This window comes from Halorarum sp. SLYT50 (genome assembly GCF_059821265.1).
Map to the genome: position 1 here is coordinate 1446047 of NZ_CM187555.1, position 24179 is coordinate 1470225.

Consider the following 24179-nt stretch of genomic DNA (forward strand, 5'->3'; position numbering starts at 1 on the left):
ACCGCGAAAAGTCCGCCGGTCCGGCGCGGGAGCGGCCGCGTCCTCACCGGTCGTGATGGTGGGACCTCCAGAAAAAATCGCCGTACGGGGGTGCGTCCCTCACGAACGTCCAGTGGGGAACTCGCCGGATTTATATCCGAGCGGGGCGGATTCCCCGCTGATATGGGACAGACGATTACCGAGAAGATCCTCGATGACCACCTCGTCGAGGGCGAGTTGACGCCCGGCGAGGAGATCGGTATCGAGATCGACCAGGTCCTCACGCAGGACACGACGGGGACGATGGTCTGGCTCCAGTTCGAGGCGCTGGAGATGGACGAGGTCCAGACCGAACTCGCCGCGCAGTACTGCGACCACCAGACCTACCAGTTCGACTTCAAGAACACCGACGACCACCGCTTCCTCCGCTCGGCCGCCGGCACCTACGGCGCGTACTTCTCCCGGCCCGGCAACGGCATCTGCCACCAGGTCCACAAGGAGAACTTCGCCGCGCCCGGCAAGACCCTCCTCGGCTCCGACTCTCACACGCCCACGCCCGGCGGACTCGGCGAACTCGCCATCGGCGCGGGCGGACTCGACATCGCGGTGGCGATGGGCGGCGGCGCGTACTACGTCGAGATGCCCGAGGTCGTCAACGTCCACCTCACGGGCGAACTCCCCGAGTGGGCGACCGCCAAGGACGTCATCCTCGAGATGCTCCGCGAACTGACGGTCAAGGGCGGCGTCGGCAAGGTGCTCGAGTACACCGGGCCGGGCGTCGAGACGCTCTCCGTCCCCGAGCGGACCACTATCACCAACATGGGGACGGAACTGGGCGCCACCTCCTCCATCTTCCCGACCGACGAGAAGACGCAGGAGTGGCTCGACCTCATCGGTCGCGGCGACGAGTACGTCGACGTCCAGGCGGACGACGACGCCGAGTACGCCGACACAATCGAACTCGACCTCTCGGAGATAGAGCCGCTCGTCGCGGCGCCGTCGATGCCCGACAACGTCGTCCCGGTCAGCGAGGTGGCCGGCACGGACGTCGACCAGGTCATCGTCGGCTCGTGCACCAACGGCGCGTACGAGGACATCCTCCCGGCCGCGAAGATGCTGCAGGGCCGCGAGACCGACAAGAAGACCGAGATGATCGTCGCCCCCGGCTCGAAGCAGGCCTCCGAGATGCTCTCGCGCGAGGGCTGGACGGCCGAGCTGATGGCGGCGGGCGTCAACTTCTCGGAGGCGACCTGCGGGGCGTGTATCGGTATCGGCCACGTCCCCGCCTCCGACTCCGTCTCCGTGCGGACGTTCAACCGCAACTTCGAGGGGCGCTCGGGCATCGAGGACGACTCGGTGTACCTCTGCTCGCCGGAGGTCGCCGCCGCCGCCGCCATCAAGGGCGAACTGGTCGACCCCCGCGACCTGGCGGAGGAACTCGGCGACCTGGAGGACCCCGGGTTCGAGATGAGCGACTCCTACAGCGAGGGGATGGGGAAGGACGACCCCGACATCATCGCGCCCGACGAGGCGGTCGACGACTCGCTCGTGAAGGGGCCGAACATCGGCGACGTCCCCCTGAAGGACGAACTCTCGTCCAACATCGAGGGCGAGGCGCTCCTGAAGATGGACGACAACATCACGACCGACCACATCATCCCCGCGACGGCGGACATCCTCAAGTTCCGCTCGAACATCGAGAAGCTCTCGCAGTTCACCCTCTCGCGGGTCGACGACTCGTTCGCCCAGCGAGCGCTCGACGCCGACGGCGGGTTCCTCGTCGCCGGCGAGAACTACGGACAGGGGAGTTCGAGAGAGCACGCGGCCCTGTGCCCGATGTTCCTCGGCGTGGAGGGCGTACTCGCTCAGAGCTTCGCGCGCATCCACAAGGCGAACCTGTTCAACTTCGGGCTCGTCCCGCTCACCATCGACGAGGAGACGTACGGGAAGATCGAGCAGGGCGACGACGTCGAGATCGTCGACGACGTCGGCGAGGGCGTCCGCTCGGGCAAGGAGGAGTTCACCGTCCGCGTGAACGACGACTGGGAGGCGACGGCGCACCTCGACGCCTCCGAGCGCGAGCGCGACATCCTCGCGGCCGGCGGCAAACTCTCGTGGACGAAGAGCAAGCACGAGTCCGGGTCGAGCGGTGCGACCCCCGCGGACGACTGAGCCGAGCGCTCCCGGCGCCCGACTCCGGTCGGTACCGACTCCGTTCTTTTTCCGAGTGACGGCCGTTCGAGGGGCCGCTGTGCTTATGTCGTGGTCTTCCATAGACGACCTGTGACAGCTCCCACGGCTCAGGGGGACGGCGACCCCGCGGAGACCGCGGAGAGCGGCCCCGACAGACCTCCCACGGGCGTCACCGTCCGCCCCGCCGAGCGGGCGGACCTGCTCGGCGTCTTCCGCATCGAGAAGGCGGTGTTCGCCCAACCGTGGCCGTTCGCGGCGTTCGAGCGTCTGCTCGACGCGCCGGGGTTCCTCGTCGCCGACGGGGCGGGGACCGAACCCGCGTCGGGCGCGGACGGTGTCGCCGCGGGCGACGTGCTCGGCTACGTCGTCGGCGACCTCACTCCCAACCACGGCCGCGACATCGGCCACGTCAAGGACATCGCCGTCCGGCCCGGTGCGCAGAGCCGGGGGCTGGGCCGGACGCTCCTCCGGCGCGCGCTGTACACCCTCTCGGACGCGGGCACGAGCGTGGTGAAACTCGAGGTCCGCGAGTCGAACCACCGGGCGCAGGCGCTGTACGCCGACGAGGGGTTCGAGCCGGCCCGGCGCGTCCCGCGGTACTACGCCGACGGCGAGGCGGCGTTCGTGATGGTGCTCGACGCGACGGAGTGGCTCCGCGGCGAGACGGCCGACGCGGCCCGGTGACGGGGGGCGGGCGGGCAGGCGGAACGAGAGCGAGGAGCGACGCGAGGCGTCAGCTTCTCCCGCCCGCGACCCGACGGGCCGGGTATGGGATACGCCTGTCCGGTGTGTGAGGTGCCCCAGCGCGACGGCGAGCACCTGGCGAACCACCTGGCGTTCACCGCGATGCTGCGCGAGGACGACCACGAGGCGTGGCTCGACGAGCACGCGCCGGGGTGGGGCGACGAGCGGCCGGCGGCCCTCGCCGACCGGGTGACGGAGCACGTGGACGAGACAGAGTACGACGAGGTGTTCGAGGACACCGCCCACGAGCACGACCACGGCCGGGACGGCGCGGCGACCGCCGGTCCCGGTCCCGCCGCGGCGGGCGGGACCGGCGGGTTCGAGGGGGCGGCGCAGGGCGTCGCCGACGAGGCGGTCGAGTCGGTGCTCCGGGAGGCCGAGGACATGACCCGGGAGATGTACGGGCTAGACGAGGACGCCGAGGCGGGCGGCGACGACGGCGAGACCGCCGAGCCGACGGAGCCGACGGAGCCGACGGACGAAGACGAGACGACGAGGAGTGAGCGGGCCGCGGAGCGGCGGCGAGCGCGGAAAGGGAACGATTCTTGGCCTGGAGCGCCCCACGGCAGGTATGGACACCGAGGGGACGCTGGCCCCCGAGACGACCGCGGCGGCGCGCGAGGCGTACGAGGAACTCGGTCCGGCGGCGCAGGTGACGACTCGCGAGGCCGCACGAGCGATGTCGTTCGACCGTGCGGAGTACCGCGACCGGGTGACGAGCGACGTGGTCGAGACGGTCCGGGACGCGCTGTTCGCCTCGCTGTTGCGCGTCCACGTCGGGACGCGCGAGGAGTTCGACGACTGGCTGGCCGACCACCCCGACTACGAGGCGGACGTCGCCGGCAGCGACGACGTCGAGCGCGTCGTCTGGCACCCGGTCCCGTTCGCCGGCGAGGACGGCCGGGTCGTGGCGGCGACGTACCACGAGGAGCGCCGGGCCGCGCTCGCGACGCTCCGCCGGCGCGCGTTCGGCGCGGTGTACCGCGAGCACCTCCGCTCCGACGAGTCGGAGGCGTTCGCGGAACCTGGGGAGTCGGGAGAACCCGAGCGGTCCGACGGGTCGTGAGCGCCGGCGAGACCGACGAGTCGTAACGGGTTTGCGCCGGACGCCCCTACCGCGCGCATGCGACGCGTCACGCGGCTGTTCGTGCTGTCTGTCGCCGCCGTCCTCGTCCTCCTGCTCGCGCTCGGAGCGCTCCCGTCGTACCTCGGGTCGGGCGACCCGTACTACCTGACCGCGACGGCGAGCGGGTCGGCCGGCCCGGCGGTGAACGTCTCCGACTACCCCGAGCGGCGCTACCCGTACCTGGTCGGCGCGCTCGAATCGCCCGACAGCCGGTCCGAGCCGTACCAGCGGGGACCGTACGGACTGAAGGAGGCGTTCGCCAACTCGCCGTTCGACGAGTACCGGTCGCTCCGCGAGTTCGCGCCCGCGAACGCGACGACAGAGGACGCCGTGTTCGTCAACTACAACGGGACGCGCTACCGCGTCTCGGTCGTTCAACCATGACCGAGCGAGCCGAGACCGACGGCGGCGGACGCGACGATGGGGACGGAAGCGAGAAGCGAGGCGACGCGGGCGGCGGTCCCGACGCGGCCGACGCCGGGTGGACCGACGACGCGCCGGCGTTCGACGACGGCAGACGGCACGACTGGCCGGGCGACCCGGCGTGGCCCGTTCTGGAGCGCGACGTCGAGTACGAGACGGGGTGGGTGACCGCGGGGTACGACCTGGTCGAACAGCCCGACGGCGGGACGAAGCGCTACTACTGGGCCGAACTTGCTACCGCCGTCGTCCTCGTCGCCCGGACGGACGACAGTCTCCTGTTCGTCGAGCAGTACCGCCCGACGGTCCGCCAGACGCAGATGGAACTCCCGGCGGGCGTCGTGGAGGCGGGCGAGTCGTTCACCGGGGCCGCCGCGCGCGAACTCCGGGAGGAGACGGGGTTCGACGCCAGGAGTACGTCCCTGCTCCAGACGCTCTGGTGTTCGACCGGACTGCTCCGGCACCGCCGCGCGTTCGTGTTCGCGGAGGACCTCACCCCGGTCGAGCGGTCGCTGGACGACAACGAGTTCCTCACCCCGCGGGCGGTACCCGTCGACGAGGCGGTCCGGGTCGCGCGCGCGGAACCGACGAACGACGCCACCGTCGAGGGCGTCCTGCTGGCGCGCGAGGAGGGGCTGCTGTGACCGGGTCGTGGGACGGTACCGGCGGAGGACCGCCGGAGTGGTCGGTCGAGGACGTGGCGACGGAGTACGAGACGCCGTGGTTCACCGCGGGGTACGACGCGGTCGAACGGCCGGGCGGCCGGGTCGCGCGGTACTACTGGGTCGAACCGAGCGACGCGGTGGCGGTCGTCGCACACGACCCGAGCGCCGACGAACTCGTCCTCGTCGAGCAGTACCGGCCCCGGTTCCGGCGCCGGTTCCGCGCGTGTCCGGCCGGCGAAATCGAGTCCGGGGAGGAGGCGACGGCGGCGGCGACCCGCGAACTCCGCGAGGAGACGGGCTACCGGGCGGGAACGGTCGAACACTTGGGGTCGTACCACCCGTCGGGGTGGGACCGCTACACCCGCCACGTCGTCTACGCGAGCGACCTGTCGGCCGGCGACCCGAACCCCGACGACGGGGAAGAACTGACGGTCCACCGCGTGCCGGTCGAGGCGGCGGTACGCGACGCGCTCGAACGTCGAACCGTCGGGTGGGCGGTGACGCCGCTGCTGTGGGCGCGCGAGACGGGGCACCTCTGAGCCGACGGGGCGCGTCCGGCCGTCGGGACGCCCCGACGCGTTTTTCCCCGAGGACCGGGTTCAGGCGGTATGGACGGCGAGATATCGCCAGCGGCGGTCGAGGACCTCCTAGGCGGCGCGAGCGACGGGAGCGTGCGCGTGGTCGACATCCGCGACGAGGGCGCGTTCGCGCGCGAACACATCCCCGGGTCGGAGAACGTCCCGTTCGACCGACTCCCGGCGACCGTGGAGCGGTTCGCGGACGCGGAGCGTATCGTCACGGTCTGCCCGCACGGGAAGGCGAGCGTCCAAGCCGCCCGACTCATCGGCTCGTACGAGGGAACGGCCGGCGCGACAATCGAGAGCATGGCGGGCGGCCTGACCGCCTGGGAGGGCGACCTGACCTCCGCGGACGGGGGCGACGGCACCGCCGACGAGGGACCGCAGCCCCCGTTCTGAGCCGACGACGACGGACACGAGCGACGGTACGACTGGTAGGACTCGGAGCGGCGGAAGAACGGAGAACTGAACGCGTCGGCTCTGACGACGGGTGTCAGGTACGGGTCACGCGACGTTGAAGCCCTTGTCGCGGAGGAACTCCTCGACGCGACCGGTGTGGTTGCCCTGAAGTTCGATGGAGTCCTCCTCGACGGTACCGCCGCAGGCGAACTTCGACTTCAGGTCGGACGAGAGCGAACTCATGTCCACGTCCTTGGGGTCGAACCCCTCGATGATCGTTACCTCCTTGCCGTACCTGCGCTCGTCGATGCGGATGTTGATCTCCTGGGACTCCTTGGCGACGTCCTCGCAGACGCAGAGTTCCTCAGGCAATCCGCACGTCGAGCATACCTCGGACATTTCCGGTATGACCTACAGGACCGCCATATTAAACAGTGTCGGGTGTTCGAACGACCGCCGCCGTCCGGCCGCAGTCGGGGGATTTGACTCGGCTTACCGCGGGAGCGCGGAGGTCACTCGACCGGCCGCACACGCGGTCCGCGACTTTCGTGGGCGCCGCCGACCGACCACTCACGAGAGCCGCCGGCCGACCCTGCGGAGGACGGGCGCGTGGTGCCACACCAGCGCGTCCGTGGCTTCGACCGCGTCGCGGGCGTCGGCCTCGCTCACGCCGCGGCCGTAGTGGGCGCGTTCGTACGCCCGGCCGACGGCGCGCGCTCGCTCGCCGAACCGACTCGTCGCGAGCGCGTCGAGGTACTGGCGCGGCGTCTCGCCCGGCCGGCGCGGCCGGGCGACGACCCCCGCGAGGTACTCCAGTCGCCGGAAGGCGCGTTCGGCGTCGGTCCGGGGGTCCTGCCGGGACTGGTGGACGAGCCAGAGGGCGCGGTACGCCCGCGCGGTGAGTCCGAACCGCCTGGCTCCGGCCACGACGCCCAGCAGCACCGCCGCGCCGAGCACCGCGTCGTCGCGACCGGGGGTCCACCCCTCGTCCTCGCCGCCCGCGCCGCCGGCACCGCCCGCGACGTCCTCGGGCACGGTGAACGACCCCGTCAGGTTCCCCCCGCCGGCCGTGGGCATCGACCCCGGCGGCCCGCTGCGGGGTCCGATAGGCGTTGCGCCGGCACCGGTCACGTTCCCGAACGTCTCGTTCCCGGCGGTGCTGGTGGCCGTGGCCGTGGAGTAGGTCTGATTCTCGGAGTCGCCGGTGTCGACGTTCTCGGTCCCGGCGGCGCGAGCCTCGTCGAGCGTGGACTGTTCGGCGCTGCGCCGCTCGCCGCCGGGCGTCGGGTCGAACCGGACCCAGCCGACGTCCGGGAAGTACACCTCCACCCAGGCGTGCGAGTCGAGTCCGCGGACGACCCACTCGTCCTCCGCCACGCGCTGGCCCGGCGTGTAACCGGTGACGAACCGCGCCGGGATGCCCTGCGTGCGCAGCATCACGGTCATCGCCGTCGCGTAGTAGACACAGTAGCCCGACTCCATCTCGAACAGGAACCGGTCGGCGACGTTGCCGCTCGGCTGGGCGACGTCGAGCGAGTAGGACTTGCTCGACTCGAGGTACCGTTCGATGGCCACCGCGGCGTCGTACGGGTTGTTCACGCCCGCCTCGTCGATGACCTCGTCCGTCCGGTTCTCGACGCGGTCGGGCGTGCTCCCCGGAAGCTGGGTGTAGCGGGCGGCGACGGCGTCGGGGTAGTCGGTCCCGGCGCGCTGGAGTTCCTCCTCCGTGTACTGGGGCACCTCGCTGACGACGACGTAGCTGTCGTTCTCGATGAGCGTCGTACCGGGCTTCAGCCCGTCGTTGTTGGTGACCTGCGCGGTTTCGGCGGGCCTGCCGCGTATCTCGACCGGCTTCCACGCCGCCGGCAGCGCGTCGAGGTCAGACCTGGCCGTCACGCGCTGGCGGAGCCGGCTCGTCTCGCCCGGCGGGGCCGCCAGTTGGCCCTCGTACGGCGAGGACTGGCCGCTCCGGGTCCACCCGCCGCCGGTGTACCGGTCGTACGACCCCACGCGCCAGTAGTTCGACTCGGACGCGGTCACGGTGAAGCGCACCTCGGGCGAGAGCGCGATGCTCCCCAGGATGCCGACCCGGTCGCTGTTCGTCACGAGGCTCGACTCGACCGTGGGCGTCGGCGCGCCGGGCAGCGCCGGACTCGCCGCGCTCCCCGGGACGACGGTGACGACGGAGGTGAGCACGACCATGACCGCGAGGATGACCGCGAGCGTGTCCCACTGCGCCGAGAGGCTACGGATGCCGCCCGCGTCGAGGCTCGCGAACCCGACGGCGACGGTGACGCCGACGGCGGCCGCGAGCGTCACGCCCGGCCCGGCGTCGCTCGTGAGGACGAAGAACCCGGTGGTCCCTCCGGCCACGACGGCCGCCCACACGTACCGCCGGCGGACCGTGAGGTACCACGCGAGGAACGTCGGCACCGGCGCGAGAAACAGCGCCCACGCGCCGACGTTCAGCAGGCGGAGCGCGGGGAGTCCCGTGAACAGTGCGAGCACGTCCGCGACGACGCGCGGGAGGGTGAACAGCGCGCGCGCGCTCTGCGGGACCGAGAGGACGTACCCCAGCATCGCGAGCGTGAACCCGACCGCCGAGAGCAGGACCGCGGTGCGCTCGCCGACGACGCGCCCGAGCCACGTCGCGAGCAGCACCGTCAGGGCCAGTTCGAGCACGAGCAGGCCCGTGCCGCCGACCACGTCCGTGATGTGGTAGAACACCGAGACGAACGACCCCATGACGAGGACGACGCCGAGTACCGGCAGGACCGACGGCGACGCGACCCGTCGGAGTCCGAGTCCGCGCTTTCGCTCGCGGGACGCCGCTCCCGACGGCGAGCGGACGCCCCCGCCGCGGGCGCCGCTCACGCCGCCACCTCCTCCGCGTCGGCGTCCGTCTCGAGAGTCTCGCGGCGGGCCGCGTCGGACCGCGAGGCGTCGTACGCCGCCGGCCGCGGGGCGACGAGGTCCGCGAACGCCGTCTCGCTCTCACCGACCGTGACGCGGACGCTCCCCGTCTCGCCGTAGACGGCGATGTCGGTGTCGTCGGCCGGGAGGCGGCCGGGACCGGCGACCGCGAGCCGTTCGAGCAGGCGAACCTGGCTCCCCCGCTCGGCGCTGACCCTGAGCGTGCCGTCCGGGAGGTGGACGTCGACCGGGACGCCGTCCTCGACGAGCGCGAGCACGAGACTCGCCGTCGCCTCGGCCATCCCGTCGGCCGCGTCCGCCGTGGCCGCCGCGCCGGCGGCGAGCGAGACGGCTTCCGCCTCGGCCTCGGCGGCGAACTCCTTCACGATGAGGTCGTCGCGCTTCGCGGTCGACTTCCAGTGGATGTCGCGCAGCGAGTCGCCGTGGTCGTACTCGCGGAGGCGGTCGAACTCGCGGCGCTCGCTGTGGACGCCGATCTCGTGGAGCGCGCGGAGGTCGCGGCGCGCCCACCCCGCGATGGCGTGGACGGTCGGGTAGACGAGCACCGGGTCGGTGCCCGTCGTCGAGAGTTCGGTCTCCGCGACGCCGAGCACGTCGCGGGCCGTGACCGACGCCGGACCGAGGACCCGCTGGCCGCGCGTCTCGTACGTCACCTCGTACTCGACCGGGTCGACGCCGACCACCGTCTCGACCGTCGTCCCGTCGGCCGAGAGCCCGTCGCCGACCCGCTCGCGGACCACGCCGGCGAACGGGCGCGAGAGCCCGTGTTCCTCGTCCGGGCGCGGCCCGTCCCGGTCGCCGAAGAACAGCCGGACGGCGTGGGTCCGGCCGGCGTGGTCGTCGGGCGGCGTGTCGCGGGCGACGCGCGGCGGGTCCGTCCACCGCAACTGGAGGTACGCCGCCGCGAGTGCGACGCCGCCGGGGATGACCACCGCGTTGAGCGCGCGCGGGCCGAACAGCGCCGCGGACAGCACCGCGAGAACCACGACGCCCACCATCGCCTTCCCGCGTCTGGTGAGACGCACGGGGGAGTCACTCCACCGGGACGGCGTCGAGCGCTCCCTCCACCACGTCGACTCCGCTCTCGCTGCCCGTCCGCGGGCGGATGCGGTGGGCGAACACCGGGACGACCTCGGTCTGGACGTCGTCGGGGACGACGTAGTCGCGGTCGTCGACGACCGCGCGGGCCTGCGAGGCCCGGACGAGGGCGATGCTGCCGCGGGGACTGACGCCGAGTTGGGCGTTCTCGCGGGTGTAGTTCGCCAGCGCCGTGACGTACTCGCGGACCGGTTCGCTGACCTCCACGTCGCCGACCGTGGCGCGGGCGCGCCGCAGCCCCTCGGTCGTCGCCACCGGTTCGAGCGAGCGGATGGGGTGTTCGCCGGCCGTCCGCGCGAGCAGCGCGGACTCGTCGGCCGACTCCGGGTAGCCCAGCCTGAGCTTCTTCATGAAGCGGTCGATCTCGGCCAGCGGGAGTTCGTACGTCCGCCCGGGTTCGACGTCGTTCTGGGTCGCGACGACCGTGAACGGGTCCGGCAACTCGCGCGTCACGCCGTCGACGGTCACCTGCTGTTCCTCCATCGCTTCCAGCAGCGCGGACTGCGTCTTCGGCGGGGCGCGGTTGATCTCGTCGCCGAGGACGATGTTGGCGAACACCGGCCCGGGCCGGAAGTCGAACTCCTGCGTCTTCTGGTTGAACACGTTCACTCCGGTCACGTCCGACGGGAGGAGGTCGGGCGTGAACTGGACGCGCTTGAACTCGCAGTCCACCGACCGGGCGAGCGACCGGGCGAGCATCGTCTTGCCCACGCCGGGCACGTCCTCCAGGAGGAGGTGTCCGCGCGCGAGCAGCGTCACCATCAGGTGCTCCACGGCGGCCTCGTTGCCGACGATGACCCGCTGGATGTTCGTCGTCACTCTGTCGACCAAGTCGGCGGCTTCGCCCACCGGGAGCGCCGCCCGGCCGTCGAGGTCGGGTTCAACGTCGCTCATTGGTTTGAGGAAAAGTACACCCGCACGGCTGGTCTTTGGGTGTCGTTCACAAACCCTGTATCGGGACGGACGGACCTAACTCTGCCGCCTGCGTGCACGCCGCACACCGCGACGAAATCGAGCGCCCTGGCCCCCGTGCCGGCGCCGTTCACCGTCCCCCTCGGACGGCGATAGAGCCAAGTAGATGTGGAAAGTAGACTTTACTGTAAAGCGTGCTTTCCGGAAACCGTGCTTTACATCCTGCTGACGGCCACCCGGCACACACCTCCGACTCACGACCCATGACATCGGCAACCCACGCGACGGATCGACTCACGACGCGCCGCCGGTACCGCGGGCTCCTGTTCGGCTCCGTCGCCGGCGGCGTCGTCCTCAGAATCTCCGGCTACCCGTTGCTCGGCGAAGCGGCGTACTGGCTCGGTATCGTCGGTTTCCTGGCGGTGCTGTTCGGCACGCCAGTCAGCCTCTTCGACGAGCGGGACGCCGCAATCGAAGCGCGGGCGAGTCTGCTCACGCTGAACGCGATGGCCGTGGTGCTGGTCCTCGGCGCGTCGACCGCGCGACTCCTCCCGCAGCTGACCTCGTACACCGTTCCGCCGGAGGTCCACGGCGCGCTGTACGGCTACGTCGGCCTGTTCGTCGTGTTCGCGCTCGCGTACGCGTACGTCCGCTCGCGTCGATGAACAACGGGGTTCGAGAGCGCCGCGAGACCGCCGGCATGAGCCAGGCCGACCTCGCGGCCGCCGTGGACGTGAGCCGTCAGACCATCAACGCCATCGAACGCGAGCGGTACGATCCGTCGCTCGAACTGGCGTTCAAACTGGCCGCCCACTTCGACTGTCGCGTCGAGGACCTGTTCGACCCCGAACTCGGGGAGGCGGTCGCCGACGAGTGAGGACGCGTCGACGCGAACCACCCGGTCAGTCGTGCCGACCGGTCTCCACCCCACACAGAAGGAGACGAGTTCGTCGCCCGCCACCGCCCCGACTGCGGGCGACCGCTCGCCGCAGAGGAGCACCCCGGCGGAGGTCCAGCGGGTCCCGTCGCCGGGTGCACGCGGCGCGAGTACGGCGAGGCGGTCGTTCCCGGGTGTGGCTTTCCTCACCGCGCGTCGGACCGGCCAAGGGAGTCCGCGAGCGCTCTCCGCGCGCCGGCAGTGAACCCGCGAGGCCGCTACACGACCGTCCGACCGGCGCACGCGGGTCCGACGGCGTCTTCGGCTCCGTCACGTCGACGCACGACCGAGGACCGCTCGCCGCGGCCCGAAACCCTTTCGCCCGTCGCCCGCCCGACTCGCGGTATGGTCACGGGAGCGCCGGCGAAGATGCTCGACCGCCGGGAGGAGCTGACGCCGATGCTGGCCCAGTACGTCGACCTGGCCGCGGAGTACGACGACTGCGTGCTCCTGTTTCGCGTTGGCGACTTCTACAAGGCGTTCTGCGAGGCGGCTGACGAGGTGGCGCGCGTCTGTGAACTCACCCGCATCGAGCGCGAGGACTCGACGGGGACGTACACCGCCTGCGGCGTCCCTGTCGACAACGCGCCGAAGTACCTCGACCGTCTGCTCGACACCGGCTTCCGGGTCGCCGTCGCGGACCAGGTGGAGGACGCCGAGGAGGCGTCCGGCCTCGTCGACCGCGCGGTCACCCAGATACTCACGCCCGGCACCGTCGTCGAGGAGGAACTGCTCGCGGCCGGGTCGAACACGTACGTCGCGTCCGTCGCCCGCACCCCCGGTGCGAGCGACGAGGGCGGGAGCGAGCGCGACGGAGGCCGCGACGCGAACGCCACCGGCGATGGGACCGCCGACGTGGACGACCCCGCGTTCGGGCTGGCGCACGTCGACGTCTCCACCGGCGAGTGCGCCGTCACCGCCGGGAGCGAGCGCGACGTACGCGAGGAACTCGACCGGGTCGCGCCGGCCGAACTGCTCAGGGGGCCGGGCGTCGCACTCGACGCGCCGTGTATGACGACCGACCACGACCCCGACGCGTTCGCGCCCGACGCGGCCCGCGAGCGGCTGGCGGCGTACGCGTCGCCGGACCGGTTCTCGCCCGCCGCAGTGGCCGCCGCGGGCGCGCTGCTCGGCTACGCCGAGTACACGCAGGGCGACGACGGTCCACTCGACTACGTGACGCGCGTCCGCCGGTACGACCCGCGGCGCTCGCTCCGCCTCGACGCCACCGCCCTCCGGGGGCTGGACCTGTTCGAGAACCGGGCGGGGAGCGCGACCCTGTTCGAGACGGTGGACGAGACGCGCTGCGCGCTCGGCCGCCGCCGCCTGCGCTCGTGGCTCCGTCGGCCGCTCGTGAACGAGGAGCGAATCGAGGCGCGCCACGACGCGGTCGCGGCGTTCGCGGAGCGCTCGCTCGTCCGCGAGGCCGTGCGCGAGCACCTCGCGGCCGCCTACGACCTCGAACGGCTGGTGGGGCGCGTTTCGCGCGAACGGGCGAACGCGCGGGACCTCCGCTCGCTCCACGACACGCTCGCGGTCGTCCCCGACGTCCGCGAGGCGCTCGACGGGGTGGACGCGCTCGCCGGACTCAGGGAGGCCCTCGACCCGCTGACCGACCTGCGCGAGCACCTCGACGGGGCGGTCGCACCGGACCCGCCGCAGGAGATAACCGAGGGCGGCGTCGTGCGTCCGGGCTACCACGAGGAGTTGGACGACCTGCGCTCGACCGCCCGCGAGGGGCGCGAGTGGGTGGCGGACCTCGAAGCGGAGGAGCGCGAGCGGACGGGCATCGACACCCTCGACGTGGGGTACAACCAGGTCCACGGCTACTACATCGAGGTGACGAACGGGCAGGTCGACAAGGTGCCCGACGACTACACGCGGCGACAGACGCTGAAGAACTCCGAGCGGTTCTACACACCGGAGTTGAAACGCCGCGAGGACGAGATTCTCGGCGCGGAGGAGCGGGCGGACGCGCTGGAGTACGAGGTGTTCGCGGAGGTGCGCGCGGACGTCGCGGCCGAGAGCGAGCGGGTGCAGGACCTCGCGGACGCGCTCGCCCGCCTCGACGCGCTGGCGGCGCTCGCCGCCGTCGCCGTCGAGCGGAACTACGTCCGTCCGGAGATGGGCGCGGACGGCGTCCACGTCGAGGGGGGCCGTCACCCGGTCGTCGAGCGGACCGAGTCGGAGTTCGTCCCGAACGACGCCGACCTCCCGCGGGGGAGCGTCGCGCTCCTCACCGGCCCGAACATGAGCGGGAAGTCGACGTACATGCGGCAGGTCGCGCTCCACGTCGTGCTCGCGCAGGCGGGGGGCTTCGTCCCCGCCGGGTCCGCGCGCCTGCCGGTCTGCGACCGGGTGTTCACCCGCGTCGGCGCGAGCGACGACATCGCGGGCGGGCAGTCCACGTTCATGCGCGAGATGAGCGAACTCACCGACATCCTCCACGACGCGACGCCCGACTCGCTGGTCCTCCTCGACGAAGTCGGGCGGGGAACGGCGACGACGGACGGTCGGGCCATCGCGCGCGCCGCCGTCGAGTTCGTCCACGACGAGGTGGGCGCGACCACCCTGTTCGCCACCCACTACCACGACCTGACGGGCCTCGCCGGGGAGTACGAGCGCGTCCGGAACCTCCACTTCGCGGCGACCCGCGAGGACGGCGAGGTGACGTTCCTCCACCGCGTGAAACCCGGGGCCGCCTCCTCGTCGTACGGCGTCGAGGTGGCGGAACTGGCGGGCGTCCCCGACCGGGTCGTGGCCCGTGCACGAGAACTCGTCGCGAGCGACGGCGACGGCGGCGGGGACGCGACCGGCGACGCTCCCGCCGCCGACCCCGACCAGCGGACGCTCGACGACCTCGCCGGCGTCGGACGGAACGGGGCGCGGAGCACGGAGGGTGCGGCCGACCCCCAGCGGGGAGCGGCGTCGGATGCGGAAACGGAAGTACTCGGCGCGCTCCGCGCCGTCGAGGTGGCGGAGACGACGCCGATGGAGGCACTGAACCGGCTGCACGACCTCCAGCGTCGACTGGCGGGCGAGCGTGAGGGGCGCGAGAGCGCGAGCGAGGAACGGGAGGGGAAGCGGTGAGCGAACACCGGCCGGACGCGCCCGCGGTCCGCGAACTCGACCGCGCCACCGTCGAACGCATCGCCGCCGGGGAAGTCGTCACTCGCCCCGCGCGCGTCGTCGCCGAACTGGTCGAGAACGCGCTCGACGCGGGTGCAGAGCGAGTCACCGTCGCGGTGGACGGCGACGGCACCGAGCGGATTCGAGTCGCGGACGACGGTCGGGGCATGCCGCGGGAGGACGCCGCGCTCGCAGTCGAACCGCACACGACGAGCAAGATACGCGACGCGGACGACCTGCGGGCGGGGGAGACGCTCGGGTTCCGCGGGGAGGCGCTCGCCAGCGTCGCGGAGGCGGCGACGCTCGACCTCACGACGAACGCCGGAGCGGAGACGGGCACCCGCGTCCGGGTCGCGGGCGGGGAGAAACGCGTGACCGACGCCGGCCGCGCCCGGGGGACGACCGTCGAGGTGACGGACCTGTTCGCCGACCGGCCCGCGCGGAAGGAGTCGCTGGCGTCGCCCGCGCGGGAGTTCGGCCGAATCTCCGACCTGCTCGCGGAGTACGCGCTCGCGCGGCCCCGGGTGGCCGTCGCGCTCTCGCACGACGGCCGCGAGACGTTCTCGACGCCCGGCACGGGGACGACCGACGCGCTGCTCGCGGTCTACGACCACGAGACGGCGTCCCGCTCGACCGCGTTCGACCACCGCGCGGACGTCGACGTCGGCGGGCGGACGCACGAGGTGCGCGCCGAGGGGACGCTCGTCTACCCGTCGGTGACGCGCGCGACGCGCGAGCACGTCCGGGTCGCCGTCAACGGCCGGCCGGTCGACAACGAGGCGCTCCGGCGGGCCGTCTCGCAGGGGTACGGGACCCTGCTCCCGGCCGGCCGGGAGCCGGTCGCGGTGGTCCGTCTCTCGCTCCCGCCCGAGACCGTCGACGCCAACGTCCACCCGGCGAAGACGCGCGTCGCACTCCGCGGCGGCGACGCGGTGGCCGACGCGCTCGAAACCGGCGTCGCCGACGCGCTCACGACCGCGGACCTGCGGCGGAGCGGCGAGGTGGCGATGGACCTCGACTCGTCGCTCGCGCCGGTCGAGGGGGACGGCTCCGCGTTCGCGGACGTCTCGGTCGTCGGCCAGTTCCGCGGGCTGTACCTGCTGTGTGAGGCGGGCGACGACCTGCTCGTCGTCGACCAGCACGCCGCTCACGAGCGGGTGAACTACGAGCGCCTGCGGGCCACGCTCGACGGGGAGGGCGTCCCCTCGGCGACGCTCGACCCCGCCGAGACCGTCTCGCTCGACCCCGGCACCGCCGCGGCCGTCGAGGAACACGCCGACGCGCTCGACGCACTCGGGTTCGGCGTCGAGCCGTTCGGCGGCACCACCTACCGCGTGACCGCGGTGCCCGCGCCGCTGGGACGCGTCGCGGACCCCGACGCGCTCCGGGAGACGGCCGCGGCGCTCGCGCGCGGCGACGTCGACCCCCGCGGCGACCTGCTCGCGGACCTGGCGTGCCACCCGTCGCTGAAGGCGGGCGACGCGCTGTCGGACGCGGACGCCGAACGCCTGCTCGGACGGCTGGGACAGTGCGAGCGGCCGTACGCCTGCCCGCACGGCCGCCCGACGGTGCTCAGCGTGTCGGAGGCGACGCTCGCGCAGGGGTTCGAACGCGGCAACACGCGGCTGTAGAGGCGGCCCGGTGGCGAGTCGGACGAACGTGGCCCGCGGATACGCCGTCGGACAGCGGTTCGTCGCGTCGTCTCGGAGGCGTCTCGGCGGTGCGCCGACCGCGCACTGTGCTCCGTCACCGCTCGACGGAGAGGCGGACGAGTCCACGCTCGGGGCAGACGGACGTGGTCGGGGTGACCGTCGCCGTCGCACCGGGTCCCCCGAGTAGTCTCGGCGGGGGTTCGTTTGTCGCGAGCGAGAGGCGGAACCCGTCGTTCGTCCCTATCTCGGTCGCACGCCGCAGGCGGGACACCGCCTCGTCCCGGTCATCGCTGGGAGCCGGCTCCGCGGGCGTACAGCTACGTGGAGCGACGACCGCGCTCACCACTCCTTGCAGTCTGGACAGACGTACGCGCCGTCCTGCCGCCAGCGCGTGGTCGCCGTCTCGCCGCAGGCCGCGCAGGCCGCGCCGTCGGGCGACCAGGCGTGCGTCGGTTCCGCCGCGACGACTCCGTCGTGCCCGTCGCCAGCGTCCGGGTCTCCGGGGCGCGCCTCTCCCGCGTCAGCGCCGTCCGCACTCGCGTCGTCGACTGTCGCTCCGTCGCTCGCGTCCGTCTCGTCGTCCGGGTCGTCGGGCGTACTCGACCCGACGAGAAACTCGTCGAGCGAGCGGTCGGGTGGCACGGACGACCCGAGGTTCGCGGGGGACATAACTCCGGCGCGAGGCGGAGACGGGTCGGTCACACCGGCGCCCGGACGACCACCAACGCTCAAGTTCTCGCCGGCCCGAACCCGGATATGGTCACGGTCATCGACTTCCTCGTCCAACTGTTCGGCAGCATCGTCGAGTTGACGGTCATCTTCGTCACCGAGGTGGCGCTGCGCGACCCGCTCGCGTTCGTCGGGTTCCTGATGGGGGCCGCGCTCGTCGCGGTCTCGGTCGGCGTGTTCGGCTACCTCGCGCTCGGAGCGCTCGGGCGCGAGGTGGGCGTCGTCACTCCGACGCCGGGACGGGGACCGCGCGACGCGCCGCCGCGGCGCTAGGGCGCGTCGACTCGACCCGGACGCGGAGAGGACGAAGTCCCACCGGGGGTGGAGCCACTACCCGCTCACGGCGCGGCGTCCGCCGCCAGCCGAATCGCCTCTTCGGGGTCCGGTCCGAGCGGCGACCCGACGACCAGCGAGTCCGCGTGCTCCAGCAGCGCGGCCATCCGCTCGCCGACGGTCTCTGGCGTGCCGGCGACGGAGAACGCGTCGACCATCGCGGGCGTCACCGCCTCGAACGCCTCGGAGAACTCTCCCGCGGCGATGGCGTCCCCGATGCGTTCGGCCCGCCCGGAGTCGACGCCGTGGCGGTCCAGCACCGGCGGGGCGGCCCCGGCCGCGACGAACGCTACGGGCGGGCGCGCCGCCTCGCGGGCCGCCTCGCCGTCGGCCGCGACGCTCACCGACGCGTACGCCGCGAGGTCGAACGCCTCGCCGCCGTCGCCGTCTCCGTCGGCGGAGCGCTCCGCGAGGCCCTCGTCCACCCGGTCGCGCGCCCACGCCAGGTCGTCCGGGTGCGCGCCGTTGAACAGCAGGCCGTCGGCGCGCTTGGCCGCCATCCGGCACATGTGCGGCCCCTCGCCGCCGACGTACACGGGGAGCGCGCCCCCCTGCGGCGGGTCGTAGTTGAGAGCGGCGTCCGCGGCGTCGAACGTGTCGCCGCCGCCGACCCGCTCGCCGGCCCAGAGCCGCCGCGCCGCGGTGAACGCCTCCAGCACCGGGCGAAGTCCGCGCCCGTCCGCGAGACCGAGGTTCCGGAGCGTGGAGGGGTCTCCCGGCCCGATGCCGAACACGGCGCGGCCGTCGGACGCCTCGTCGAGCGTCGCCACCCGCGAGGCGAGCGTGACCGGGTGCGTCTCCAGCGGGTTGGCGACGCCGGGACCGAGGCGAACCCGCTCGGTCTCGGCCGCGAGACGCGCGAGGGCGGCGAACGCGTCGCGGTTGTTGTAGTGGTGCGCGACGAACACCGTGTCGTAGCCCGCGTCCTCGGCGGTCGTCCCCAGGTCGACGAGGCGCTCGACCGGGAGTTCGGGCGCGAGTTCGATGCCCAGTCTGGCCCCGCCGTCAGCCATCGAACGACCACTCCCGGAGGGCGTGTCTGACGAAGTCGCTCTCCACCTCGCGGAAGAGGTTGTCGCTGCCGCCGTGGTCGCCCCACTCGAAGTCGCGGACGACGACGACCGGCGTGCCGCCCGCGCCCTCGCCGGCGAGGAGGTTCGCGGCCGCCGCGAGTTCGTCCACAACGTTCTCGACGGTGACGCCGAGTTCGCGCCCGTCGCGATCGGTCTCCCCGCGCCAGTCGCGCGAGGCGGACATCCCGGCCCAGCCGATGGCGACGCCCCGCTGGCCGTGTCGGAACGGCCGCCCGCAGGTGTCGGTCACCACGACCCGGTCGGCCGCGAGGCCCTCGCGGATGCCCGCCGCCGACTCCGACGGCCGTTCGGGCAGGAGCAGCAGGTCGCCGCCGGGCACGTTCGAGCGGTCGATGCCGGCGTTGACCCCGACGTGGCCGAACCGCGTCTCCGTGAGGAGGAACGGCGCATCCATCAGGAGGTCGGTCGACTCCTCCAGGACCGCCTGCGCGAACCGGGGGTCCTTCTCCTCCCCCGAGAGGTCTTCGAGGCGGGCGGCTATCTCGCGGGCGCGCGGCCCGGCGGGGAAGTCCGTCAGGTCGAACGTCCGTCCCTCCGCCTTCGAGACGACGGTGGAGGCGACGCAGACCACGTCGTCCGCGCGGAGGTCGACCCGGTCGCTCACGAGTGCCGCGAGGTCGTCCCCCTCCCGCACCTCCGGCACGTCGGGGACGGCGAACAGTTCCATACCGAGGCGTGCGGGAGGAGCCGGCAAAAGACCGCCGGTGGTGGTACACGTCGCCGGTGCCCCGTCGCCGCGGCGCGGCGGGCGTCGCCGTCCGCGGTCACCCGCCGTCGCTCCGTCACCGGACCGCCGCAACGTTCGAGTCCGGCGCGCCCGAGCCGTCGGCATGGACCACGTCGTCACCGCCTTCCTCCGCAACCGGGGCGACCTCCTCCTCGTCCGGCGGAGCGACGCGGTCGGGACGTTCTCGAACCGCTGGGGCGGCGTCTCGGGGTACGTCGAGGGCGACCCCGCGGACGCGCTCGAAGACGCCTACCGCGAGGTCCGCGAGGAGGTCGGAATCGAACGCGAGGCGCTGACGCTCGTCCGCGCCGGCGACCCGGTGACCGTCGAGGACGAGGGCGGGTTCGTCGTCCACCCGTTCCTGTTCGACGCCGCCACGCGCGAGGTGCGCCGCAACGAGGAACTGGCGGCCCACGAGTGGGCGCAGGCGACCGCGATGCGCGAGCGGGAGACGGTGCCGAAGCTCTGGGCGGCGTACCGCGCCGTCGCGCCGACGGTCGAGTCGGTCCACGGGGACCGGACCCACGGCTCGACGTACGTCTCGGTGCGCGCGCTGGAGGTGTTGCGCGACGCCGCCGCGACCGCGGGCTCGTGGGAGGAGGTGGCCGAGACCGCTCGGGCACTCCGGGACACTCGGCCCGGTATGGCCGCACTGGCGACCCGGGTGAACCGCGTGATGAGCGAGGCCGACCGGACGCCGGCGGCGGTTCGCGACCGGGCCGTCGACGCGGTGACGGCGGCGGTCGACGCCGACGACCGGGCCGCGGCGGCGGCGGCCGCCCTGCTCGACGGGACGGTGCTCACGCTGTCGCGGTCGGGGACGGTCGCGACGGCGCTCGGCGGACACGAGGGGCCGGTACTCGTCGCCGCGTCCGACCCGGGCGGCGAGGGTCGAGAGGTGGCCGCCGACCTCGCGGAGACGGGGCGAGCAGTGACGCTGCTCCCGGACTCCGCGGTGGCCGCGGCGCTCGCCGAACGGGAGGTGGACGCGGCGCTAGTCGGGGCGGACGCGGTGCTCCCGGACGGGTCGGTCGCGAACAAGGTCGGCACGCGCGGGCTGGCGCTCGCGGCCGCCCACGAGAGCGTCCCGCTGTACGCGGTGACCGCGCGGGACAAGATACGCGGGGAGGCGGTGTTCCACCCCGAGTCGGCCGCGTTCGAGGCGCCGGAGGGCGTGGGGACGTTCGCCCCCCTGTTCGACCGGAGTCCCGAGGAGGCGGTGACCGTCGTCACGGAGGACGGTCCGCTTGACGCCGGGGCGGTGCGTGCGGCCGCCGCGGCCCACCGCGCGCTCGCCGGGTGGGACGACGCCGAACCGGACGAGTGAAACCGTCCGGAGCCGAACCGCCCGTCGGACGGCCGTGACGAGGGTTACCCCCACCGAGCCCCGTGTGACGAGGGACGTTCACCCGAGCCGTCCACTCCACTCGCGTCCGAGCGTCAGCCGCGGCCGCCGTTCCGGGTGCGTCACGCCGACTCCGACCGCGGGAACACGGCGACCACCGTCGACCCGCCCGACTCGTTGTCCTCGATGCGCAACTGGCCGCCGCTCCGCACCACCGCCCACTGCACCAGCCAGAGCCGGAGTCCGTCGGCGTGTTCCACCGGCCGCTCCAGCCCGTACTCAAGCACGTCGCGCTGGACCTGCGAGATTCGCTCCCCGTCGTCGCTGACGCGCAGTTCCACGTGCTCGGACGGTCGCGACTCGACGACGGAGACGGAGACGCTGAGTTCCGCCCGGTCGCTCCGCTCGACGGCGTGCCGAACCAGTTGCTCGACGCAGAGGCGGAGCGTCGGCGGCCCCCGCGCTCTCGTCTCCGGGGGGACCTCGACGTCGATGTCCACCCCAGCGTACTTCTCTGTCAACTCGGCGCTCACCTCCGCGAGCACCTCGGCGAGGTCAACGTCGAGTCCGCTCCCCGCCGACGACTCGGTGCTGCGACCGAACCGTCGAGCGGCCTCGCTGAGCTCGAGCAGTCCGGTAGCCGCGTCCGCGATTCTGCGGGCTCTCGACGCCGTCTCCTCGCATCGGGAGGTGTCGGTGTTCGCCTCGATCCAGTCGGCGTGCCCGAGGACGACGTTGAGTTTGTTCCGGATGTTGTGCCGGAGGACCCGGTCGAACACGGACAGTCTGGCGCGGTCCTCGCGGCGCTCCGTGACGTCCCGCTGGACGCCGAGGAAGTGAGTCACCTCGCCGTCTTCGGCCCTGATGGGCGCGACGTCGAGGCTGTTCCAGAACAGTTCGCCCGACTTTCGGTAGTTCCTGATGTCGAGCGAGACGGCCTCCTCGGCCTCGATGGCCTCCCGGACGTGCTCGACCGCTTCGGGGTCGGTCTCTTCCCCCTGGAGGAACCGGCAGTTCCGCCCGAGCACCTCCTCCCGACGGTAGCCGGTGATGGAACAGAACCCGTCGTTGGCGTACGTCAGCGGGAGGTCGGGCTCCGAGGCGTCGGCGATGGTGATGCCGACCATGGCGCCGTCCATGGCCCGCTCGTACAGTTCGAGTTGTTCGCGTCGCTCGTGCGCGGTCTGGGAGTACTCACGCGTCTCCAGGAGCGAGCGGGCGCGCGCGCGGAGCGCCTGTCCGGGGGCCGGGATGGCGTGGATGGCGTCGAACCGTTCGCCGACGTCGTCGGTGTACCGCTCCCACGCCTCCGCCTCGTCGCCGGTCGTGAGGAGAAGGACCGGCGCGTACACCGGGCGCTCGCGTCGTTTCCACCGACCGAGCGCGTCGTCGACCCGGGCGAACGCCTCCTCGTCGACGACGCAGAGGTCGGTCCCCTCCGGGACGGATTCGACCAGTTCGACGGTGTCGCACCCGTCGAGCAGGTCGGACACCAAGTCCCAGTCACGGCGTCGGCTGAAGCCGAGCGCGACGCGGGTCGTCCCCGCCTCGACACGCGCGGTCATCCGGTGGTGGCGTCCATGTGTGAGTTAGATATCGTCCTCGGGGAGGGTCGCTGCCCCGGCGAACAACCCCTGGTAGCCGGTCACGCGGTCGCCGAGGCTGATTCCCTCGCTCCCGATGCTGAGTTCGCGGACCGAGTGGTCGAACTCCCCGAACCGCTTCTTCAGGACGCCGATGACCTTCTCGATGTCCCCGTCGCTCTCGTCGTACTGGAGGAAGACGATGTTGTCCGCGAGGTAGCTGGTGTCCTCGTTGGTCGCGACGAACTCCCCCCTGAGGTCCTTCATCCCCTCGGTGAGGACGACCGTGACGCCCATCCGCTTCAGGTACCGGCAGAGGGCGTGGAGTTCCCTCGTCAGCTCCCGCTGTGAGTCGTCGCCGCGCAGGCCGAGGCGGTAGCCCGCGATGCCGTCTATCAGCACCGTCTTCACGTCGCGCTTCTCGACGGCCTCCCTGACGTGGTGTGCGAACTCGTCGGTGCTCTGGGTGATGGACTCGATTTCGGTTATCTCGAGGTCCCCCTCCTCCACGAGGCGTTCCACCTCGATGTCCAGTTGCGAGGAACGGTGGCAGTAGTCGGGGCGGAGTTCCTCGAACAGGAGCGCGAGCGCTCGCTCGCCTCGTTTGGCCGAGGCGGCGAGGAACAGCGTTCCGATCGTCGTCTTACCCACGCCGGAGGGACCCGTGAGCAGCGTCACCGACCCCTGTTCGATACCCCCGTGGAGCAGTTCGTCGAGGCCCTCCACGTCGGACGGGAGTTGCTCGCGGGTCAGTTCCCGGTAGTGGTCGCCGGGAACGAGTTTCGGGTACACCCGCGCGCCGGACCCGCCCTCGATGCGGAGGGTGTGCTGGCCGGTCGCCGACGACGACCCCCGGAACTTCGTCACCTCGAGCGACCGGTGCCGGGTCGTCCGCTGGAGGTCGATGGTCGTGTTCCCGAGGAACTGGAGGTCGGCCTCGACCGGTTCGTCGAAGTACTGGGTGGTGCAGACGGCGGTGATGTCGCGCTCCTTCAGTTCGTTGATGAGCGACGAGATGTTGCGCCGGAACTGGTAGTCGTCCGGGAGCAGCGACCGGAGTTGGGTCAGCGGGTCGACGGCGAGTCGGTCCGGGTCGTGGTCGTCGATGGCGTCTGCGATGCGTTCGAGGACGTCGTTCCCCTCGATTTCCTCGTGCGGGAGGACGCTGTACGCCTCCCCCTCGAAGAAGCGGTCCCCCTCCGCGCTGAGGTCGAGTATCGACACGCTCGACAGGTCGATGCCGAGGCTCGTCGCGTTCCGTCTGAGTTCCTCCTCGCGCTCCTCGAACCCGACGTACAGCGCCTCCCCCTCGGCCGCCGAGAGGAACTGGAGCGCGAGGATGGTCTTTCCCGTCCCCGGTCCGCCGTTGATGATGGCCGTCTGTCCCGAGATGAACCCCCCGTGGAGCACCTCGTCCAGTCCGGGCGTCCCCGATTCCACCCGCTGGAACTCCTCGGCGTCAACCATGTCGACTCGCCGTGCGTTCGTCCGTGCCCCAGTTCCCACTCATACAATAATCTGCAATATTATCCCAGATAGTGGTTAATATATCTTTCCGTATTTGTGGAACATCGGCGGCCGGCTCGCCGCTCTCTACCGCAG

23 protein-coding genes and 1 pseudogene are annotated in these 24179 nt (G+C 72.2%); 14 read left to right on the forward strand and 10 right to left on the reverse strand.

The annotated features are described in order from the left end of the window. Nucleotides 1-162 precede the first annotated feature (162 nt). The 8 genes and pseudogenes from AC6RUA_RS07615 to AC6RUA_RS07650 all read left to right on the forward strand — a co-directional run bounded on the left by AC6RUA_RS07615 (nt 163) and on the right by AC6RUA_RS07650 (nt 6104). Nucleotides 163-2151, forward strand: coding sequence for an aconitate hydratase (locus tag AC6RUA_RS07615; protein WP_499815329.1), 1989 nt, complete (start codon nt 163-165; stop codon nt 2149-2151). A 111-nt stretch (nt 2152-2262) separates the two neighbouring features. After that, the gene (locus AC6RUA_RS07620; RefSeq protein WP_499815330.1) at nt 2263-2856 is read left to right on the forward strand and encodes a GNAT family N-acetyltransferase; all 594 of its coding nucleotides are present in this window, start codon (nt 2263-2265) and stop codon (nt 2854-2856) included. An 84-nt stretch (nt 2857-2940) separates the two neighbouring features. Further along, a pseudogene (locus AC6RUA_RS07625) lies at nt 2941-3078 on the forward strand (DUF5810 domain-containing protein); the annotation flags it as partial. A gap of 409 nt (nt 3079-3487) precedes the next feature. Next, nucleotides 3488-3982 (forward strand): DUF5809 family protein, encoded by a 495-nt coding sequence (locus AC6RUA_RS07630; protein WP_499815331.1) that lies wholly within the window; start codon nt 3488-3490, stop codon nt 3980-3982. Between the two features lie 57 nt (nt 3983-4039). Then, nucleotides 4040-4426 (forward strand): hypothetical protein, encoded by a 387-nt coding sequence (locus tag AC6RUA_RS07635; protein ID WP_499815332.1) that lies wholly within the window; start codon nt 4040-4042, stop codon nt 4424-4426. After that, entirely contained in the window at nt 4423-5106 is a 684-nt protein-coding gene (locus tag AC6RUA_RS07640; RefSeq protein WP_499815333.1) for an NUDIX hydrolase, read from the forward strand. Before AC6RUA_RS07635 ends, AC6RUA_RS07640 begins: the two co-directional genes overlap by 4 nt. Continuing rightward, nucleotides 5103-5666, forward strand: a complete 564-nt coding sequence (locus AC6RUA_RS07645; RefSeq protein ID WP_499815334.1) for an NUDIX hydrolase — start codon at nt 5103-5105, stop codon at nt 5664-5666. Before AC6RUA_RS07640 ends, AC6RUA_RS07645 begins: the two co-directional genes overlap by 4 nt. A 69-nt stretch (nt 5667-5735) precedes the next feature. Next, nucleotides 5736-6104 (forward strand): rhodanese-like domain-containing protein, encoded by a 369-nt coding sequence (locus AC6RUA_RS07650; RefSeq protein WP_499815335.1) that lies wholly within the window; start codon nt 5736-5738, stop codon nt 6102-6104. Between the two features lie 105 nt (nt 6105-6209). Here the strand turns inward: AC6RUA_RS07650 and yciH are convergent, their stop codons facing one another. The 4 genes from yciH to AC6RUA_RS07670 form a co-directional block, all read right to left on the reverse strand. After that, complete coding sequence (gene yciH / locus AC6RUA_RS07655; protein WP_499815336.1) at nt 6210-6503, reverse strand: stress response translation initiation inhibitor YciH; 294 nt, start codon at nt 6501-6503, stop codon at nt 6210-6212. A 171-nt stretch (nt 6504-6674) separates the two neighbouring features. Continuing rightward, the gene (locus tag AC6RUA_RS07660; protein ID WP_499815337.1) at nt 6675-8978 is read right to left on the reverse strand and encodes a transglutaminase TgpA family protein; all 2304 of its coding nucleotides are present in this window, start codon (nt 8976-8978) and stop codon (nt 6675-6677) included. Continuing rightward, nucleotides 8975-10063 carry a DUF58 domain-containing protein gene (locus tag AC6RUA_RS07665; protein ID WP_499815338.1) on the reverse strand — a complete coding sequence of 363 codons (1089 nt, stop codon included), beginning with the start codon at nt 10061-10063 and terminating at the stop codon, nt 8975-8977. Before AC6RUA_RS07665 ends, AC6RUA_RS07660 begins: the two co-directional genes overlap by 4 nt. 7 nt (nt 10064-10070) lie before the next feature. Then, entirely contained in the window at nt 10071-11030 is a 960-nt protein-coding gene (locus AC6RUA_RS07670) for an AAA family ATPase (RefSeq protein ID WP_499815339.1), read from the reverse strand. A gap of 281 nt (nt 11031-11311) precedes the next feature. Here AC6RUA_RS07670 and AC6RUA_RS07675 point away from each other — a divergent pair, with 281 nt between their 5' ends. From AC6RUA_RS07675 to mutL, 4 genes are all read left to right on the forward strand, one after another. Next, nucleotides 11312-11713, forward strand: coding sequence for a DUF2178 domain-containing protein (locus AC6RUA_RS07675; RefSeq protein ID WP_499815340.1), 402 nt, complete (start codon nt 11312-11314; stop codon nt 11711-11713). Beyond that, nucleotides 11710-11925: a helix-turn-helix transcriptional regulator gene (locus AC6RUA_RS07680; protein WP_499815341.1), complete on the forward strand. Its 216-nt coding sequence runs from the start codon at nt 11710-11712 to the stop codon at nt 11923-11925. The genes AC6RUA_RS07675 and AC6RUA_RS07680 overlap by 4 nt, the downstream gene beginning before the upstream one ends. Nucleotides 11926-12330: 405 nt before the next feature. Further along, nucleotides 12331-15075 carry a DNA mismatch repair protein MutS gene (gene mutS, locus AC6RUA_RS07685; protein ID WP_499815342.1) on the forward strand — a complete coding sequence of 915 codons (2745 nt, stop codon included), beginning with the start codon at nt 12331-12333 and terminating at the stop codon, nt 15073-15075. Beyond that, a complete protein-coding gene (mutL, locus tag AC6RUA_RS07690; RefSeq protein ID WP_499815343.1) occupies nt 15072-16745 on the forward strand; it encodes a DNA mismatch repair endonuclease MutL in 1674 nt (557 codons plus the stop codon). Before mutS ends, mutL begins: the two co-directional genes overlap by 4 nt. A gap of 115 nt (nt 16746-16860) precedes the next feature. Here the strand turns inward: mutL and AC6RUA_RS07695 are convergent, their stop codons facing one another. Together AC6RUA_RS07695 and AC6RUA_RS07700 are read right to left on the reverse strand one after the other, a co-directional pair. After that, entirely contained in the window at nt 16861-17109 is a 249-nt protein-coding gene (locus AC6RUA_RS07695; protein WP_499815344.1) for a hypothetical protein, read from the reverse strand. Continuing rightward, complete coding sequence (locus AC6RUA_RS07700; RefSeq protein ID WP_499815345.1) at nt 17106-17408, reverse strand: DUF7573 domain-containing protein; 303 nt, start codon at nt 17406-17408, stop codon at nt 17106-17108. The genes AC6RUA_RS07695 and AC6RUA_RS07700 overlap by 4 nt, the downstream gene beginning before the upstream one ends. Before the next feature lie 114 nt (nt 17409-17522). Here AC6RUA_RS07700 and AC6RUA_RS07705 point away from each other — a divergent pair, with 114 nt between their 5' ends. Beyond that, nucleotides 17523-17768: a DUF8024 family protein gene (locus tag AC6RUA_RS07705; RefSeq protein ID WP_499815346.1), complete on the forward strand. Its 246-nt coding sequence runs from the start codon at nt 17523-17525 to the stop codon at nt 17766-17768. Between the two features lie 65 nt (nt 17769-17833). On the opposite strand, the gene AC6RUA_RS07710 is transcribed toward AC6RUA_RS07705, so the two are convergent. Together AC6RUA_RS07710 and AC6RUA_RS07715 are read right to left on the reverse strand one after the other, a co-directional pair. Then, the gene (locus tag AC6RUA_RS07710; RefSeq protein ID WP_499815347.1) at nt 17834-18841 is read right to left on the reverse strand and encodes a 5,10-methylenetetrahydromethanopterin reductase; all 1008 of its coding nucleotides are present in this window, start codon (nt 18839-18841) and stop codon (nt 17834-17836) included. Further along, entirely contained in the window at nt 18834-19589 is a 756-nt protein-coding gene (locus AC6RUA_RS07715; RefSeq protein WP_499815348.1) for a coenzyme F420-0:L-glutamate ligase, read from the reverse strand. The genes AC6RUA_RS07710 and AC6RUA_RS07715 overlap by 8 nt, the downstream gene beginning before the upstream one ends. 163 nt (nt 19590-19752) lie before the next feature. Between AC6RUA_RS07715 and AC6RUA_RS07720 the strand changes: the two genes are divergently transcribed. Next, nucleotides 19753-20976 carry an eIF2B alpha/beta/delta subunit family protein gene (locus AC6RUA_RS07720; RefSeq protein WP_499815349.1) on the forward strand — a complete coding sequence of 408 codons (1224 nt, stop codon included), beginning with the start codon at nt 19753-19755 and terminating at the stop codon, nt 20974-20976. 140 nt (nt 20977-21116) lie between these two features. Here AC6RUA_RS07720 and AC6RUA_RS07725 read toward each other — a convergent pair whose 3' ends face one another. Then, nucleotides 21117-22559 carry a PAS domain-containing protein gene (locus AC6RUA_RS07725; protein WP_499815350.1) on the reverse strand — a complete coding sequence of 481 codons (1443 nt, stop codon included), beginning with the start codon at nt 22557-22559 and terminating at the stop codon, nt 21117-21119. Between the two features lie 24 nt (nt 22560-22583). Then, nucleotides 22584-24044: an ATPase domain-containing protein gene (locus AC6RUA_RS07730; protein ID WP_499815351.1), complete on the reverse strand. Its 1461-nt coding sequence runs from the start codon at nt 24042-24044 to the stop codon at nt 22584-22586. Nucleotides 24045-24179 lie beyond the last annotated feature (135 nt).